The organism is Paraburkholderia sp. JPY419, from assembly GCF_050435705.1.
Classification (GTDB): Bacteria; Pseudomonadota; Gammaproteobacteria; order Burkholderiales; family Burkholderiaceae; genus Paraburkholderia; species Paraburkholderia youngii.
The window spans coordinates 2,629,373-2,645,359 of sequence record NZ_JBNDKV010000002.1; the positions used below are offsets into that span (position 1 = coordinate 2,629,373).

The following is a 15,987-nucleotide window of genomic DNA, read 5'->3' on the forward strand; positions in this document are numbered from 1 at the left end:
GCCGTCGGTTGCCTGGTGAAATGAAAGTAGACGGAAGCCCCGCCAGACGGCGGGGCCGTCCGGCGGCCGGAAGTGCAGGCTACTCACTCAGAAGAAGACGTTTAAGTTTGTCGAGAAAAGACTCAGTGGTCTTGTCCCACAGTGTCGGGTCGCACTGATAGCCAAAGTTTTCCTCAAACGCTGCGTCAAGGTTTCCCGAATGATCGCTCTTGAATCGGTCTATCTCGGCCACCGTAGCGTTAATCTCTTCCGGTGTGCATTCGCATGTAAAAGACAAAACCAATTCTTCAATTGTGTTTCCGAACAAGTCGAAATCTTCATGGAAACGGCCACAAATCAATTGAAACAAATTTTCGTCCACGCGGAATCAACGCTGAGCGACGCGGCGTCGAGGGCCCCCGTTGAAGCGCAGGCTTACTCACTTAGAAGGAGACGCTTAAGCTCGTCAAGAAAAGATTCGGTGGTGTGACCCCACAGCGTCGGATCGAACTGCCTGCCGAATTCCTGTTCGAACGCAGCGTCAAGATTTCCAGCGTGATCTCTCTTGAATCGGTCTATGTCGGCCACCTTCGCATTAATCATTTCTGGCGTGCATCTGCTTACACAAGCCCGAACCAACGCTTCAATTGTGTCTCCCCAGTAGTCGGAATCTTCATTGAAGTAGACTCCGATCAATTGATCTAGATTGTCGTAGCTCATGTATCGGCATTCACTCGAAATCAGTCACTAAGCATGGCTGTGAGAATGTAGTACGGCATCCCGTTATACGTTTCGTATTTCAAGACAACCCATACTTTACTGCTATCCACCAGCGTGTCGGTCTTTCTGATCAATGCGTAACCCACCTTTCTTCCGACGTCCTTCTTCAGCCTCAGAGGCTCTCTAGGCGCCTTTGTCCATGCTTTAATCAGCAAGGCATTGGCGCGCATCGTTTCCGATATAGCCCACTCCGCCTCCTCAAGATTTACGAAAGACGTTACTACGCGTTTTGTCGGCTCCAGCCTGAGTCTTTCCCGCAACTGCGCTTCAGTCCGACCGACATGTTTCAAAAGCGTATGTCCACCAATCCGGCTTCCCGCCTTCGCCTCATGCATGTTCAGCCTGATCCGGCCCATAGTGACGCGCGCAGCGCGTGCCGCCCTGATCGAGCCAGCAAAGCCGAATGGCACGGCGATATCGAGGGACAGGCCGATATTGTTGGCGATGTCGGGGCTCGCCCGCATCGCTTCAGCGAGTTTCGTCGCGCCCCGCTGGGTCAGCGTGGCCGTGTCCCGACCAGTCCAGACCTGCCGCAGGCCCGCCGCCTTCGAGTCCGAGCCATGAACCCCGAACACGATACACCCGGCTTTGCTCGCCATCGTGCGACCATTTCCAGCACGCCGCCGACGACCTGTAACCCGCCCCAAAGGCGGTTGGAAAGCATCTCCGTCTGGCTGATCGACTGGCGGGATAGCACGGCCGCGAGTTGCGGAGCACTCAGTACAACCTTCACTCCTTCGGTGTTATCGGCACCGGGCATATCGAAACCCTCTGATGTTTTTTATGGGGTTCCGATGCTGCCATGCTGCCCATCTCTCAAGATTCGGAGAACTCCGAACTTTCCGTAGCCCGATGCACGGTGCCTGTTCTGCATCGAGCCGCAATAGCCGCAGCACTACGCTTGCCGTGATTTTCCGGTCATATCCTGTCTGACACGCGCCAACCGTTACAGCATCGTCCGCACATGCCAAAGCTCGGGGAACAGCACGACATCGAGCATCTTGCGCAAATACGGCGCGCCGCTGGTGCCGCCGGTGCCCTGCTTGAAGCCGATGATGCGCTCGACGGTCGTCACGTGGCGGAAGCGCCATTGGCGGAACGCATCCTCGAGATCGACGAGTTCTTCCGCCATCTCGTACAGCTCCCAATGCTCGGACGGATTGCGATACACCTCGAGCCACGCGGCCTCCACCGACGCATCATGTTCAGTAGGCCCGGTCCAGTCACGTTCGAGCCGCGCGGACGAAATCTTGAAGCCGCGACGCGCCAGCAGCCGCACCACTTCGTCGTAGAACGACGGCGCTTCGAGCGATGCCTTCACTTGCGCGTACACGTCGGCGCGATGCGCGTGCGGCTTCAGCATCTGCTCGTTCTTGTTGCCGAGCAGGAACTCGATCTGCCGGTACTGATACGACTGGAAGCCCGACGAACTGCCGAGGTACGGCCGCATCGCCGTGTATTCGGATGGCGTCATCGTCGCGAGCACGCTCCAGGCCTGCACCAGTTGCTCCATGATCCGCGACACGCGCGCGAGCATCTTGAACGCGGGCGGCAGCTCGTCGCGATGCACGGCCGCGAGCGCCGCGCGCAACTCGTACAGCGCGAGCTTCATCCACAGCTCGCTCGTCTGATGCTGGATGATGAACAGCATCTCGTTGTGATCCGGGGACAACGGATGCTGCGCGTCCAGCACCGTGCCGAGCGACAGATAATCGCCGTAGCTCATCGACTCCGAGAAGTCGAGCTGCGCGTCGTGCCAGCCGCTATCGGCCGTGCTCGCTGAGGCGGTCGCTGCACTCGATGCCGGCGCCGAAGCCGTCTGTCCGTGCCCGAACGGACAGCCTTGTGCCGCCGTTTCTTCTGGCAAGCCCGGCGTGTGCATGTGATCGGTCATTCTGTCGTCCTCAGGTAACGGCGCCGCGCTGGGCGAATTCAGGAGCTTTCCAGGCCTCGCGGGTAAGCACGTCGCGCAAGGTTTCGACGGCGTCCCAGACGTCGACGAAGCGCGTGTACAGCGGCGTGAAGCCGAAACGCAGTACATGCGGCTCGCGATAGTCGCCGATCACGCCATGTGCAATCAGCGCCTGCATCACCTCGTAGCCGTGCGGATGCTCGAAGCTCGCATGCGAGCCGCGCTGCGCATGCTCGCGCGGCGTCACGAGCTTCAGTGGAAATTCGCTGCAACGCGTCTCGACCAGTTCGATGAACAGATCGGTCAGCGCGAGCGACTTCTCGCGAACCGCCTGCATGTTGGTTTGCAGGAACACGTCGAGCCCGCATTCGACGAGCGCCATCGACACCATCGGCTGCGTGCCGCACAGGAAGCGGCCTACGCCGTCGTCGGGCTGATACGTCGGATTCATTTCGAACGGCGCGCGATGCCCCCACCAGCCCGACAGCGGCTGCGCGAACTCGTTCTGGTGGTGCTTGGGCACCCACACGAACGCAGGCGAACCGGGGCCGCCGTTCAGATACTTGTAGGTGCAGCCGACCGCGTAGTCGGCGCCGACGCCGTTCAGATCGACCGGCACCGCGCCCGCCGAATGCGCGAGATCCCATAGCGCGAGCGCGCCCCTGTCGTGGATCAGCTTCGTCAGCGCGGCCATGTCGTGCATATAGCCGGTCCGGTAGTTCACGTGCGTGATCATCGCGATCGCGGTGTCCGCGCTGATCGCGTCGGGCAGCTCGGACGGATCGTCGACGAGGCGCAGCTCGTAGCCGCGATCGAGCTGTTCGATCAAACCCTGCGCGATATACAGATCACTCGGGAAGTTCGAGCGCTCGGACACGATCACGCGACGCTGCGGATCGCGCGCATTCGCGAGCCGCAGCGCGGCCGACAGCAGCTTGAACAGGTTGATCGAGATCGTGTCGGTGATCACGACTTCGTCTTCGGCTGCGCCGATCAACGGCGCGAGCTTGTTGCCGAGCCGGCGCGGCAGCACGAACCAGCCGGATTTGTTCCAGCTGCGGATCAGCCCTTCGCCCCATTCGGCGGCGATCACGGTTTGCGCGCGCTGCGCGGCGGCGGCCGGCGGTACGCCGAGCGAGTTGCCGTCGAGATAGATAGTCGTCGGCGATAGCGCGAACTGGTCGCGCAGCGCTGCGAGCGGGTCGGCGCTGTCGAGCGCCACGGCTTCGTCACGATGGTTCATGGTGGTTCGATGGTTGGGTTGTCGGGTTGTTGGCTCGCCGAGTCGCGTGGCTTAGCGAGAGCCGTGCAATGCGCGTAGCACCGCGCGTACCGGGCTCGCGTCGAGCGTGGTCAGCTTCAGCGGCAGCGCGATCAGCTCGTAGTCGCCGGGTTCGACAGCGTCGAGCACGATGCCTTCGAGAATCGCCATCCGGTGCGCGCGAATGCGGTGATGCGCGTCCATCGTCTTCGATTCCTGCGGATCGAGCGATGGCGTATCGATGCCGATCAGCTTCACGCCACGCGCGGCGAGCAGATCGACGGTCTCGGGCGCGACCGCGCAGAACGCGCTATCCCACTCGCGCGTCGGCGCATTCCTGTAAGTGCGCAGTAAGACTCGCGGCGGCAGATCGTCGAGCGAGCCGGTCAGGTGTTGTGGCGTCACAACAGGCGACGCGCCGATGCAGTCAATCACTCTGCATAAACCGAGATACGCGTCGAGCGGCACGTCGCCGATCGCGGCGCCGTCGGCGTCGTAGTGCAGCGGCGCATCGGTATGCGCGCCGGTGTGCGGCGACATCGTCAGACGCGCGACATTGACCGGCGAGCCAGCCTCCATGCGCCAGACGCGTTCAATGCCGACCGGCGTGTCGCCCGGCCAGACGGGCGTGGCGGGATCGACGGCGGGGGTGATGTCCCAGAGTGCTCGCATGACGGTTTCGACGGAAGGTGACTATCTCTAAATGATAGAGGTCAAGCCGTGAAATGTGATTGCGAAAAAATCTCCTAACCAGCCGTGTCTTGGAACATAATTTGAGCCAAACCGGAAAGGGAGACCGAATATGAACGCGATCTCGCTCGACGCCACCGATTGCCGTATCTTGACGGTGCTTCAGCAGGAAGGACGGATCAGCAATCTGGACCTGGCGGAGCGCATCTCGCTGTCGCCATCAGCCTGTCTGCGACGCCTGCGTCTGCTGGAGGAGCAGGGCGTCATCGAACACTACCGCGCGTGTCTGAACCGCGAAGTTTTGGGGTTCGAGCTGGAAGCGTTCGTGCAGGTGTCCATGCGCAACGACCAGCAGAACTGGCACGAGCGCTTTGCCGAGGCGTTGCGCGACTGGCCCGAAGTGGTCGGCGCGTTCGTCGTGACCGGCGAAACCCACTACCTGCTGCGCGTGCTCGCGCACAACCTCAAACACTATTCGGATTTCGTGCTCAACCGCCTGTACAAGGCGCCGGGCGTGATGGACATCCGCTCGAACATCGTGCTCGAAACGCTGAAGGAAGATTCGGGCGTGCCGGTGTCGCTCGTGAAGAAGAGCAGCGGGCACGGGGCCACGCATAGCGACCGTTGACGATGACGAGGGGGCGCGCCGTTTTTGGCGCGTCCGACCGACAAGCACTACCGGCGCGAGGGGCGCACCGCGCCGCTCAAAGCGGCTTCAGGCCGTGGAACTGTCCGCTCTGGAACACGAGCGGCAGCATGTCCGCAGCATTTTCGTGCACGCCGCAGCGCTCCACTTCGCCGACGAAAATCACGTGGTCGCCTTCGTCGTAGCGGCTGCGGTTATGACATTCGAACCACGCGAGCGCGCCGTCGAGCACCGGCATGCCGGTGTCGCCCGCCGCGTGCGATACGCCCTCGAAGCGGTCGCCCTTCACGGTCGCGAAGCGCTTGCACAGATCGAGCTGCGTCGAAGACAGCACATTGATCACGTAGTGACTGTTGGCACGGAACACCGGCATCGACGCCGAGCGCGTCGCGAGACTCCATAGCACGAGCGGCGGAGAGAGCGACACCGAGTTGAAAGAGCTGGCCGTGATGCCGATCAGCTGGCCGGACGCGGCGCGCGTCGTGATCACGGTGACGCCGGTCGCGAACTGGCTGAGCGCCTGTCTAAACGCGGACTGGTCGAAGTTGGGTGGGCTCGCGCTCTTCATCGGGGCAGGGTCCCCGGCGCGCGCCGTGTGAAAGACGGACTAAAGCGCGAATCGAGGCGCGGATAACAACGCGGATATGTGCGGCTGGCAGCGGATGTTTCGAAAGTCATGGTGAAAATCATCGATTTCCGCCAATTTTAACTGTAATCGCCGCGCGCGCCGCACGACGTTGCGTACGGTGCGCAATCCGGCGTTCGCTCGTTCACAGTCGAGCACGAACCGGCCGCCGTGTTTCGTGCGGACACGCCGATCGTCATGCTTCCTCTCGCCGCATTTTTCGCTTCGATTCGCAGAGCACGCGTTCGCCTGGGCGCGGCGCTTGCTGTTGTGCTGCATGGTTATTCACCCGTCGCGCGACGCCCTTTCTATACTCGATATCTGCACTGCGGGATTCGCGTGGAATGGCGCGACGCGTTGCAAACGGCGCCGCGCGATGGGTGCATCAGTTGTGCCTTTTAGTCCGCGTTTTCGGCCATATATTCGGATGCGGTGGCAGACCCGGCGGCGCTGCGCAGGCCGACTGCCGATCATTGTGTGGATCTGATCCTGGGGTGAAGCTTATGAACGAGACGGCAACGCTCGGCGGTGGATGTTTCTGGTGCCTCGAAGCGGTGTATCTGGACGTCGAGGGCGTCAACGCGGTGGAGTCGGGTTACGCGGGCGGTCACACGCGCCGTCCGAGCTACGAGCAGGTCTGCGACGGCGACACCGGTCACGCGGAAGTGGTCAGGGTCGACTTCGATCCGGCGAAGATCAGCTATCGCGAGATTCTCGACATCTTCTTCGCAATCCACGATCCGACCCAGGTGAACCGGCAGGGTAACGACGTCGGCACGCAATACCGTTCGGTGATCTTCACGCATTCGGATGCGCAGCGCGAAACCGCGCTGCAGGCGATTCGCGAGATCGGCGAACAGGGCATCTACGACGGCAAGATCGTGACCGAGGTGCTGCCGCTCGACGACAACTACTGGCCCGCCGAGGCTTATCACCAAAACTATTTCGCGCAGCACCCGAATCAGGGCTACTGCTCGTTCGTGGTCGCGCCGAAGGTCGCGAAGTTCCGCCAGAAGTTCGCGCATCGGATCAAGGCGCGCTAACGGCGCAGCGCGAGGATCGGAGTCGGCAGTGGGCGGATACTCAAGGCCGCCCGCTGCTGTTCGTCACAGCGGTTCCTGTGCTTGCGACCGCGCGTCATCAACGCCGGCGCCATCATTCCCGCGTTCCTGGCTGACACGCACGCAGGCTTCGATAATCTCTTCGGCCAGCTTCACGCAGCTGAGCGGCGCCGATCCCTCCGCCTTGTTGACCGCGATCACAACCGGCTGACCGGCCAGCGCGTAGCGCGCGGCCAGCTCTGCGAGCGACGCGCGCGTCGCCGGATCTTCGTCGACGAGCCGGTTGAACGGCTCGTACTTCGCCTTCGCCTGGTCGTATTTGAAGCCGCCGTGCAGGCTCCAGCGCACGATCAACGGACCGGCCGGCTCGCCGTCGAGCAGTGCGAGCGCCGCGGCCTGACGCAGCGGATCGGGCATCCGCGCATGAATGCCGACGCAGTAGCGCACGCCCGCCGTCTTCAGCATCCGGATGAAGCGTGGCGTGAGCAGACTCGCGTCGCGAATCTCGACCGCGTAGCAACTGCCGTCGGGCAGCCTCGGCAGCGCGCCGAAAAACTCTCCCAGACGCTCGATGAGCTCCGCCGGCTGCGCGAGCATCTGATCCGGCAGCGGCGAGAACTGGAACACCAGCGCGCCGGCCTTTGCACCGAGGCCTTCGACACAAGGCGTGACGAAATCGTCGATCGCCATCTGCGCGTTCAGAAAGCACGGGTTCAGCGACACCGGCTCGCCGCGCTCGGCGCGCACGGTGGCGTCGGTGATCGTCATCGGCGCCTTGACGATGAAGCGGAAGTTCTCGGGCACCTGCTGCGCGTAGCGCAGGTATTCGGTGACCGTCAGCGCCTGGTAGAACGAGCGGTCGATGCTGACCGCCTTCAGCAGCGGATGCGCGCCGTACGCGCTCAAGCCCTCGCGCGACAGTTTGCTGTTGCTGTAGTCGTCGCCGTAGACGATGCCGCTCCAGCCCGGGAACGACCATGTGGACGTGCCGAGGTGGATCTGCGGCGGCAATTGCGCCGCGAGCGCGAGCAGTTCGGGCGAGGGCGGCGCGGCGAGCACGTCGCGGCCGCGGCGTCTCTTCGGGGCGTCGGTGGGGGCGGGTGCGGAGTCTGGTTCAGCAGCGGGGCTGTCGGGCGGGGCGTCGTCTTCGAACAGCGACGCGGCAGCGTTGGAATTTGCGGGCTTCGGCGCACGCTTGCGCTCTGGCTGCGCGGCAGCGCTTGCGATGGAGTCGGCCTCGTTCGTTGATACGGCCGGCGCTTCTACTGCAGCCTCCACCTGCATCCCGAACAGATCGAACTGCTGCGCGGCGTCGTGCGCCGCATCGTCCGCGCTGCCGTCCTTGCCGTTCAACGGCTCTTCAACGTCACTCGTCCCGCTCTGGTCCATCAATGTCCGGCCTGCTGTTGATCAGAAATGCGCGGCGGCGCGCTTCATGCACGCCGCCGCGGCGTAACCGGTCACAGCACGGTCACAGCGGTTTTTCGTACATGTAGCGGCGCGACCACGGCAGGGTTTTCGCGCTGCGGCCGGCTTTGCGGCACACCACCTGGAAGATCGACACGTCGTCGTTTTCGAACGCATACGCGCAGCCAGCCAGATACACGCGCCAGATGCGGAATTTTTCGTCGTCGACGAGCTTGCGCGCCTGATCCGCGTGGGCTTCGAAATTTTCCGCCCAGATATCGAGCGTGTGCGCATAGTGACGGCGCAGGCTTTCGACGTCAATCGGCTCGAGTCCGCCGCGCTGCATCGATTCGAGCGCGAGGCTGATATGCGGCAGCTCGCCGTCCGGGAACACGTAGCGGTCGATGAACTCGCCGCCGCCGAGCGCGGTTTCGCCGCTATCGGCGTCGCTCGACGTGATGCCGTGGTTCATCGCGATGCCGTCGTCGGCGAGCAGATCGTGCATCTTCTGGAAATAGCCGGGCAGGTTCTTGCGGCCGACGTGCTCGAACATGCCGACGCTCGTGATGCGGTCGAACTGCCCCGGGATGTCGCGATAGTCCTGCAGGCGGATTTCGATCTGGTTCTCGAGGCCCGCTGCTTTGACGCGCGCGGTGGCGAGATCGAACTGGTTCTGTGACAGCGTGACGCCGACGCACTTGGCGCCGAACTTCTGCGCGGCGCGCAGCACGAGCGCACCCCAGCCGCAGCCGATGTCGAGCAGACGCTGGCCGGGCTGCAACTGGATTTTGGTCAGAATGTGATCGATTTTCTTCAGCTGCGCCGTTGCGAGGTCTTCGGTGCCGGTCTCGAAGTACGCGCACGAGTAGACCATGTTTTCGTCGAGCCACAGCTTGTAGAACTCGTTCGACACGTCGTAGTGATACTGAATGGCTTTCTTATCCGACGTCTTCGAATGATTGAAGTAGCGCCGCACGCGCGCGAGCTTGCCGGCGCTCGTCACGGTACTGCGTGCGAGCTGATAGCCGATATTGATGATGTCCGACAGCTTGCCCTCGATGTCGATTTTGCCTTTGACATAGGCTTCGCCAAGATTGTCGAGGCTCGGTTCGAGCAGATAGGGCAGCGCGGTTGCGCTCTTCACGTGTAGCGTGACCTGGGGCGCGGCGAACTGCCCGAAGTCATGTTGCTGACCGTCCCACAGCACGAGGCGTGCGGGCAGGTTAGCTGAGGTTTTGACATCTTCAACCCACTGCGCCAGCTTTTTCTCCCAGAACATGTGATCTCTCCGTGTTCGTTGATTTAAAGCAAAGCTATGTGGATCGCGATAGGGCGCGGCGCATTCCGCGGGCCGCGCAACGCAATCCCGCCGACGCGCGCCGCTACGATGGCGGCACGGCCGGCGTCATTCGTCCCATCATCGTCCGGTCAGGGTTGCAGGCGTGCGATCAGCCAGTTGGCGCCTTCATCCGCGCGCGTGAAAAGCAGCCGATCGTGCAGCCGCGATGGCCGCCCCTGCCAGAATTCGATCGCGTCGGGCACCAGACGGTAGCCACCCCAGTGCGGCGGACGCGGAGGATTTTCGCCGTATTGCAGGCTGATTTCGCGTTCGCGTACTTCGAGCTGCGAACGGCTTTCAATTACCTGACTCTGATTCGATGCCCATGCGCCGATCCGCGAGCCGAGCGGACGCGATGCGAAATACGCGTCACTTTCTGTCTCGCTCGTTTTGACGACGCGGCCCTCGATGCGCACCTGGCGTTCGAGTTCGATCCAGTGAAACAGCAGGCTCGCGTAGGGGTTCGCGCTCAGTTCGCGGCCCTTTCGGCTCTCGTAGTTGGTGAAGAACACGAAACCACGCTCGTCGACCCCCTTGATGAGCACGATGCGTGCCGAAGGCCGGCCGCGCGCGTCGACCGTGGCAAGCGTCATCGCGTTCGGCTCGGGCAGCTTGGCGTCGATGGCCTGCTGGAACCACGTGTCGAATTGACGGAACGGATCGTGGTTGACGTCGGCAACGTCCAGTGAGCCCAGCGAGTAGTTTTTTCGAAGCTCGGCGAGTGAGATCATGTTCTTATGCGAACGCTACAGTGGGCCAAGTATAGCTAAGGCGCCAGGTTTTTGCGCGCGAGCGGGTCAACGTATGGCGGCCGCATGCTGCGAGCGCCAAGCCTGCAACGTTGGGTCGCTGCTCGGGGTCCTGCGCGGCTGCTTTCACGTGTTCAGGCAAAATACGGGCTGCACGCCTGATTGGCCAAAGCGAATTGCCAATGCGCCGCCTGTTACGTTCCGCCTGTGTTTTCGAGCCCTGCCATCATGTCCAGCACCACCGCGCAATCCGATCTTACTACCAGCCTCGACGCGAACGAAACCGCCGACCGCGCCCGCCGATTCGGCGGCATCGCCCGTCTGTATGGCGCGCCCGCGCTCGCCGCGTTCGAGGGGGCGCACGTCGCGGTGATCGGCATCGGCGGGGTGGGGTCGTGGGTCGCGGAGGCGCTTGCCCGCAGCGCGCTCGGCGCGCTGACGCTGATCGATCTCGACAACGTCGCGGAAAGCAACACTAACCGGCAGATTCACGCGCTCGACGGCAACTACGGAAAACCGAAAGTCGAAGCGATGGCCGAGCGCATCAAGGCGATCAATCCGTACTGCGACGTGCGTCTGATCGAAGACTTCGTCGAGCCGGACAATTTCGCGGCGACGCTCGGCGGCGGCTTCGACTATGTGATCGACGCGATCGACAGCGTGCGCACGAAGACCGCGCTGATCGCGTGGTGCGTCGAGCGCAAGCAGCCGCTGATCACGGTCGGCGGTGCGGGCGGTCAGCTCGACCCGACGCGTATCCGCATCGACGATCTGGCGCTGACGATTCAGGACCCGCTGCTGTCGAAGGTGCGCGGGCAGTTGCGCAAGCAGCACGGCTTTCCGCGCGGGCCGAAAGCGAAGTTCAAGGTGAGCGCCGTGTATTCCGACGAGCCGCTGATCTATCCGGAAGCGGCCGTCTGCGACATCGATGAAGAAGCCGAGCACGTGAGCACGTCGCCCGGACATACGGGGCCGGTCGGCTTGAACTGCGCGGGGTTTGGGTCCAGCGTATGCGTGACCGCGAGCTTTGGTTTTGCGGCTGCGGCGTACGTGTTGCGGGAGCTGGCGAAGAAGGCGACGGTTTAGGTTTAGGTGGCAGCCTGGGCGGCGGTTCCAACCGCTCTGACCCTGGCCGCCATCGGGCAAAACATCTCAAACGATCAATTCAACGACGCGCTCAGCTTGCGTCGCCACTGCGCCACCAGCTCCGGCTGATGCGCGGCCAGATCGAACACCGACAACATCGTCTTGCGGCCGACATCGTCGCGGAATGCGCGGTCGCGCTGCACGATCGCGAGCAGATGTTCGAGCGCCTGCGCATATTTGTGCCGCGCGATAAACGCATTCGCGAGATCGAAGCGCGCTTCGAGATCGTCGGGATTGCCCGCGACGCGCGCTTCGAGCGCATCGGTGGGCGGCAGATCCGCGGCGGCGTCCACCGCGTCGAGCCTGGTTTTGATCGCGTTGAAACGCGCGTCGATGCCTTGCGTGGTTTTCGGCGACAGCAGATCGACTTCGTTGCGCGCCTCGTCGATGCGGTTGTCTTCGAGCAGCAACTCGATGCGGTCCATGCGCGCGTCGTCGAACCCCGGGTCGTACGCGAGCGCCGCTTGAAGCAGGTCGTAGGCGTCGTCGCGGCGGCCTTCGGCGAGCGCGGTCTGCGCTTCGATGCGCGCTCCCGGCGCGCCCTGCGGCACGAGTCGGTCGAGGAACTCGCGCAGCTGTCCTTCCGTCAGCACGCCGATGAACTGATCGACGGCCTGGCCGTCGGCGAACGCGATCACGTGCGGAATGCTGCGCACCTGGAAGTGCGCGGCCAGCTCGTGGTTCTCGTCGACGTTGACCTTCACGAGCTTCCATTTACCGGCGGCTTCGGCTTCGAGCTTTTCGAGCATCGGGCCGAGACTCTCGCAGGGGCCGCACCACGGCGCCCAGAAATCGACCAGCACGGGGGCCAGCATCGACGCCTTGATGACGTCCTGTTCGAAAGTGGCCAGAGTGGTGTCCATTGCGTCCTCGTCGATAGAAACGGTTTGTGGCTAGCTGGGGCCGAATCGCGCGATTTCAATGCGGTCCTGCGCATGCGGCGCCGGCGCCGTTACTTGCGCTGCGGCAGCGGAATCCATTCGGTTTCGCCGGGCACGTGGCCCATTTCCTGATTCGTCCATGCGAGCTTCGCGGCTTCGATCTTCTCGCGCGAGCTCGCGACGAAATTCCATTCGATGAAGCGCTCGCCGTCGAGCTTCTCGCCGCCGAGCAGCATCACGCGCGCGCCGTGGGTGCTCGCGAGCGTCACGGTTTCGTCCAGCGCGAGCACGGCCATCTGGCCGACTTCGAGCGTGGCGCCGTCGATCTCCAGATCGCCTTCCACCAGATATACGCCGCGCTCCTCGTGCTCCGGTTCGAGCGCGAACGCGCTGCCCGGCGTGAAGTCGGCGGCGACGTACAGCGTGCCCGAGAACGTCGCGACCGGCGACACCGCGCCGAACGCGGTGCCCGCGATCACGCGCAGCGTCACGCCATTGCGCTCGACGACCGGCAAGGTCGCCGCCGCATGATGCGCGAACGACGGCTCGGCGTCTTCATCGGCGAGCGGCAGTGCGACCCAGGTCTGGATGCCGTGAATTCGCTGGCCGCGCGCGCGGTCTTCGGCCGGCGTGCGCTCCGAATGGACGATGCCGCGTCCGGCCGTCATCCAGTTGACGTCGCCGGGGACGATCTTCTGCTCGGAGCCGATGCTGTCGCGATGCATGATCGCGCCGTCGAACAGATAGGTGACGGTCGCGAGGCCGATATGCGGATGCGGGCGCACGTCGAGGCCGGTGCCGGGTTCGAGGGTCGCCGGGCCCATGTGGTCGAAGAAGATGAACGGGCCTACGAGGCGCGCCGCCATCGCCGGCAGCACGCGTCGCACGGCCAGATTGCCGATGTCGCGTAGGTGCGGTGTCAGGACGGCTTTGATCGAGGAAGTCATGGGCAGACTCGACGGGAAAGTGGAAAGAAGAAAGCTCGAATGGACGATTCTACTGCGCGTCGCGCGCGGCCGACGGCAACGGTGCACGCTCGCCATCAGCCGGCGCAATGAACCGGGATCGCAGCCTCGGCTACACTGCCGGATCGAACCATTTCATTGGAGACCTGGATGTCGCCCAGGGACTTGCTGCTCGCGTTGATCGTCGTGGTCGCGTGGGGCGTCAATTTCGTCGTGATCAAGGTCGGCCTGCATGGCGTGCCGCCGATGCTGCTCGGCGCGCTGCGCTTTGCGCTCGCCGCGGTGCCGGCGGTGTTTTTCGTCAAGCGGCCGCAGATGCCGTGGCGGTGGCTGTTCGCCTACGGCGCGACCATTTCGTTCGGGCAATTCGCGTTCCTGTTCTCGGCGATGTACGTCGGCATGCCGGCGGGGCTCGCGTCGCTGGTGCTGCAGGCGCAGGCGTTTTTCACGCTGATTTTCGCGGCGCTGTTTCTGCACGAACGCTTCCGTTTGCCGAACGTCGCGGGTCTGCTGATCGCCGCGGCGGGGCTCGCGGTGATCGGCCTGCAAGGCGGCCACACGATGTCGCTCGTCGGGTTCGTGCTGACGCTATGCGCCGCGTGCATGTGGGCGCTCGGCAATATCGTCACGAAGAAGGTCGGCAAGGTCGATCTGGTCGGACTCGTCGTGTGGGGCAGCCTGATTCCGCCGCTGCCGTTTTTCGCCGCGTCGTTCGTGTTCGAGGGACCGCGCGAGATCGCCGCCGCGCTGACCGGTATCAGCGCGCTGTCGATCTTCGCGATCGTCTATCTGGCGTTTATCGCGACGTTGGTCGGCTATGGCTTGTGGAGCCGTCTGCTGTCGCGCTATCCGGCGAGCCAGGTCGCGCCGTTCTCGTTGCTGGTGCCGATCGTCGGGCTTGCGTCGGCGTCGTTGCTGCTCGGCGAGGAACTGTCGGCGATGCAGGTGGCGGGCGCATTGCTCGTGATGGCGGGGCTCGCGGTCAACGTGTTCGGTGACTGGGTCGTGCAACGCTTGATGCCGGCGCGCTGAGCAACCGTTGCGCCACGCGTTGCCCGCGTGAATAGAAAAACGGCCGTGAGGCCTAATGCCGTTCGGTCAAGCGACTGAACGGCATTTCGTTTTTTGGCGCAAAGCAGTTGTAAACGGGACGGCGGCGTCGGCTACCCGCACGCCAGGCACGCATCCGAAGCACTGAGCTTCATCCGCGCGTTGCATACCATTCAGTACGAAATGGCCTAGGCGGACGTGTCGCGCTCGTACGGCAAACTGCCCGCGTTGCTCAGGCGCTTGCGAGCGCGGTTCAAGCACCTTCCCAATGAGAAACGGCCCGGGCACACCTGCGCTCGGATCGTCAAATCCAGACCGTTTCGCTATACCGTTCGCGTTCTCAAAAGAGACCTTAATTGGACGGCAAACGGCTCAATGCCGCTTTTTTGTTGGACGGTGATGTTGGAGAAATGCAGCTGAAAATAAGATAGGCAGAGCAACTGCGAATATCTGTCAAAGCGGTTTTATCTCAATTTAAAGTCGTTGACTGTGTCGCATTTTAGATGGTTAATTCGTCGGGTGTTCCGAAAGGCTATGAAGATCGCAACTAGGTGGACTTTCTCCATGGTCATATCGTGCGCGATTATCCCGCGCTGGCCAATGATCCGACCTTGCGCGACCGGCTTAATGCGGCCTTTGTGCAAACGAAGATGCTCCGCTTTACACATGACGGGCCGATAGTCGATTTCCTGTATGTGGAAGCAACGACGCCGAGGTCTTACTGGATTCCGGAGGTCATGGCATGGCTGCACAAACCCGGCGTTCCGGCTGAACAGCGATTTGAAATGTTGATGCAGGCAACGCGAAAAAGACAACAGGAAATGAAGGAGAAACGTTGATGGCTATTCCATTCCCGGCGACGCTCGCACGCGCAGCAAACGCAATGGCGCAGGCAACGCCTATGCCTGTTCCGGTCCCCAGCGCCGCACCGTCTGCTGGTCCTGCGGGCAGCAGCGGCACGGGTACGAGTGTGGATGGCGGATGGGGCGAACTGTCGCGCGACAGGTCCCGCGAACGTGAGAGGCCGTGCAAGTGCCCACCAGACAAGGGTGCTATGGTGCAAAAGAACCACAGCATGAACCCGGAGCCGCGACGCTACCAGGCCCGTATTACCAGATTCCAATATGGGATTGTGACGGACGGAAAAGGCCGCGAGACAAATCAAGGCTGGAATATGGAATGGATGTGGCAACCTGCCGGCGAACCCAAACTGATTCTCTTTGATGGGTTTGTCGAAGCACAGTGCCTATTGCAGGAAGCAAAGGGAAACTACGACCAATTGCTGGAAATATTCTTTGATGAAAACGGCGATCCGAAATATAGCTTTGATGGATTCACCACCACAAAAAACCAGATATTCAAGCAAGGCCGCGTTGTCAAGCAAAACCCGCCAACCAAATTGATGTGGTACTTTCAAACACCCGAAGCGAGAGCGTATTTGATGGATACGCTTAGTCGCGCAGGCGTCCCCTCTGTTTACCAGCCGTGAGGAGTTT

At 62.5% G+C, this 15,987-nt stretch carries 18 protein-coding genes and 1 pseudogene; 6 read left to right on the forward strand and 13 right to left on the reverse strand.

The genetic code is table 11. The features are described 5' to 3' along the window. Positions 1 to 79: 79 nt before the first annotated feature. The 6 genes and pseudogenes from QFZ91_RS18245 to kynB all read right to left on the reverse strand — a co-directional run bounded on the left by QFZ91_RS18245 (position 80) and on the right by kynB (position 4,604). Positions 80 to 361: a contact-dependent growth inhibition system immunity protein gene (locus QFZ91_RS18245; protein WP_429567988.1), complete on the reverse strand. Its 282-nt coding sequence runs from the start codon at positions 359 to 361 to the stop codon at positions 80 to 82. Positions 362 to 414: 53 nt separating this feature from the next. Then, positions 415 to 699: a contact-dependent growth inhibition system immunity protein gene (locus QFZ91_RS18250; protein WP_429535981.1), complete on the reverse strand. Its 285-nt coding sequence runs from the start codon at positions 697 to 699 to the stop codon at positions 415 to 417. Positions 700 to 719: 20 nt separating this feature from the next. Further along, a pseudogene (locus QFZ91_RS18255) lies at positions 720 to 1,519 on the reverse strand (RNase A-like domain-containing protein). 186 nt (positions 1,520 to 1,705) lie between these two features. Next, the gene (gene kynA, locus QFZ91_RS18260) at positions 1,706 to 2,653 is read right to left on the reverse strand and encodes a tryptophan 2,3-dioxygenase (RefSeq protein ID WP_429567989.1); all 948 of its coding nucleotides are present in this window, start codon (positions 2,651 to 2,653) and stop codon (positions 1,706 to 1,708) included. Positions 2,654 to 2,663: 10 nt separating this feature from the next. Further along, positions 2,664 to 3,914: a kynureninase gene (gene kynU / locus QFZ91_RS18265; RefSeq protein ID WP_429567990.1), complete on the reverse strand. Its 1,251-nt coding sequence runs from the start codon at positions 3,912 to 3,914 to the stop codon at positions 2,664 to 2,666. 51 nt (positions 3,915 to 3,965) lie between these two features. Next, positions 3,966 to 4,604 (reverse strand): arylformamidase, encoded by a 639-nt coding sequence (kynB, locus tag QFZ91_RS18270; protein ID WP_176384450.1) that lies wholly within the window; start codon positions 4,602 to 4,604, stop codon positions 3,966 to 3,968. Positions 4,605 to 4,734: 130 nt separating this feature from the next. Here kynB and QFZ91_RS18275 point away from each other — a divergent pair, with 130 nt between their 5' ends. Then, entirely contained in the window at positions 4,735 to 5,250 is a 516-nt protein-coding gene (locus QFZ91_RS18275) for an Lrp/AsnC family transcriptional regulator (RefSeq protein WP_176105186.1), read from the forward strand. 76 nt (positions 5,251 to 5,326) lie between these two features. Here QFZ91_RS18275 and QFZ91_RS18280 read toward each other — a convergent pair whose 3' ends face one another. Then, a complete protein-coding gene (locus tag QFZ91_RS18280) occupies positions 5,327 to 5,836 on the reverse strand; it encodes a flavin reductase family protein (RefSeq protein WP_176105187.1) in 510 nt (169 codons plus the stop codon). A 39-nt stretch (positions 5,837 to 5,875) separates the two neighbouring features. Next, on the reverse strand, positions 5,876 to 6,172 hold the full coding sequence (locus QFZ91_RS18285; protein WP_429567991.1) for a hypothetical protein: 297 nt from the start codon (positions 6,170 to 6,172) through the stop codon (positions 5,876 to 5,878). A 224-nt stretch (positions 6,173 to 6,396) separates the two neighbouring features. Here QFZ91_RS18285 and msrA point away from each other — a divergent pair, with 224 nt between their 5' ends. Beyond that, positions 6,397 to 6,936 (forward strand): peptide-methionine (S)-S-oxide reductase MsrA, encoded by a 540-nt coding sequence (gene msrA / locus QFZ91_RS18290; RefSeq protein WP_176384452.1) that lies wholly within the window; start codon positions 6,397 to 6,399, stop codon positions 6,934 to 6,936. Between the two features lie 63 nt (positions 6,937 to 6,999). Here the strand turns inward: msrA and QFZ91_RS18295 are convergent, their stop codons facing one another. From QFZ91_RS18295 to pdxH, 3 genes are all read right to left on the reverse strand, one after another. Next, positions 7,000 to 8,343, reverse strand: a complete 1,344-nt coding sequence (locus QFZ91_RS18295) for a DUF72 domain-containing protein (protein ID WP_429567992.1) — start codon at positions 8,341 to 8,343, stop codon at positions 7,000 to 7,002. A gap of 82 nt (positions 8,344 to 8,425) precedes the next feature. After that, on the reverse strand, positions 8,426 to 9,640 hold the full coding sequence (locus QFZ91_RS18300) for a class I SAM-dependent methyltransferase (protein ID WP_429567993.1): 1,215 nt from the start codon (positions 9,638 to 9,640) through the stop codon (positions 8,426 to 8,428). 149 nt (positions 9,641 to 9,789) lie between these two features. Then, a complete protein-coding gene (gene pdxH / locus QFZ91_RS18305; RefSeq protein ID WP_429567994.1) occupies positions 9,790 to 10,431 on the reverse strand; it encodes a pyridoxamine 5'-phosphate oxidase in 642 nt (213 codons plus the stop codon). A 246-nt stretch (positions 10,432 to 10,677) separates the two neighbouring features. Here pdxH and tcdA point away from each other — a divergent pair, with 246 nt between their 5' ends. Then, complete coding sequence (gene tcdA / locus QFZ91_RS18310; RefSeq protein ID WP_176385073.1) at positions 10,678 to 11,535, forward strand: tRNA cyclic N6-threonylcarbamoyladenosine(37) synthase TcdA; 858 nt, start codon at positions 10,678 to 10,680, stop codon at positions 11,533 to 11,535. Between the two features lie 74 nt (positions 11,536 to 11,609). On the opposite strand, the gene trxA is transcribed toward tcdA, so the two are convergent. Together trxA and QFZ91_RS18320 are read right to left on the reverse strand one after the other, a co-directional pair. After that, on the reverse strand, positions 11,610 to 12,458 hold the full coding sequence (trxA, locus tag QFZ91_RS18315; protein WP_429567995.1) for a thioredoxin: 849 nt from the start codon (positions 12,456 to 12,458) through the stop codon (positions 11,610 to 11,612). 89 nt (positions 12,459 to 12,547) lie between these two features. Next, the gene (locus QFZ91_RS18320; protein WP_429567996.1) at positions 12,548 to 13,423 is read right to left on the reverse strand and encodes a pirin family protein; all 876 of its coding nucleotides are present in this window, start codon (positions 13,421 to 13,423) and stop codon (positions 12,548 to 12,550) included. 168 nt (positions 13,424 to 13,591) lie between these two features. On the opposite strand from QFZ91_RS18320, the gene QFZ91_RS18325 reads away from it, so the two are divergent. From QFZ91_RS18325 to QFZ91_RS18335, 3 genes are all read left to right on the forward strand, one after another. Beyond that, positions 13,592 to 14,473, forward strand: coding sequence for an EamA family transporter (locus QFZ91_RS18325; RefSeq protein WP_429567997.1), 882 nt, complete (start codon positions 13,592 to 13,594; stop codon positions 14,471 to 14,473). Between the two features lie 569 nt (positions 14,474 to 15,042). Further along, on the forward strand, positions 15,043 to 15,330 hold the full coding sequence (locus tag QFZ91_RS18330; RefSeq protein WP_429567998.1) for a hypothetical protein: 288 nt from the start codon (positions 15,043 to 15,045) through the stop codon (positions 15,328 to 15,330). After that, on the forward strand, positions 15,330 to 15,980 hold the full coding sequence (locus tag QFZ91_RS18335) for a Tox-REase-5 domain-containing protein (RefSeq protein WP_429567999.1): 651 nt from the start codon (positions 15,330 to 15,332) through the stop codon (positions 15,978 to 15,980). The genes QFZ91_RS18330 and QFZ91_RS18335 overlap by 1 nt, the downstream gene beginning before the upstream one ends. The last annotated feature ends 7 nt before the right edge of the window (positions 15,981 to 15,987 follow it).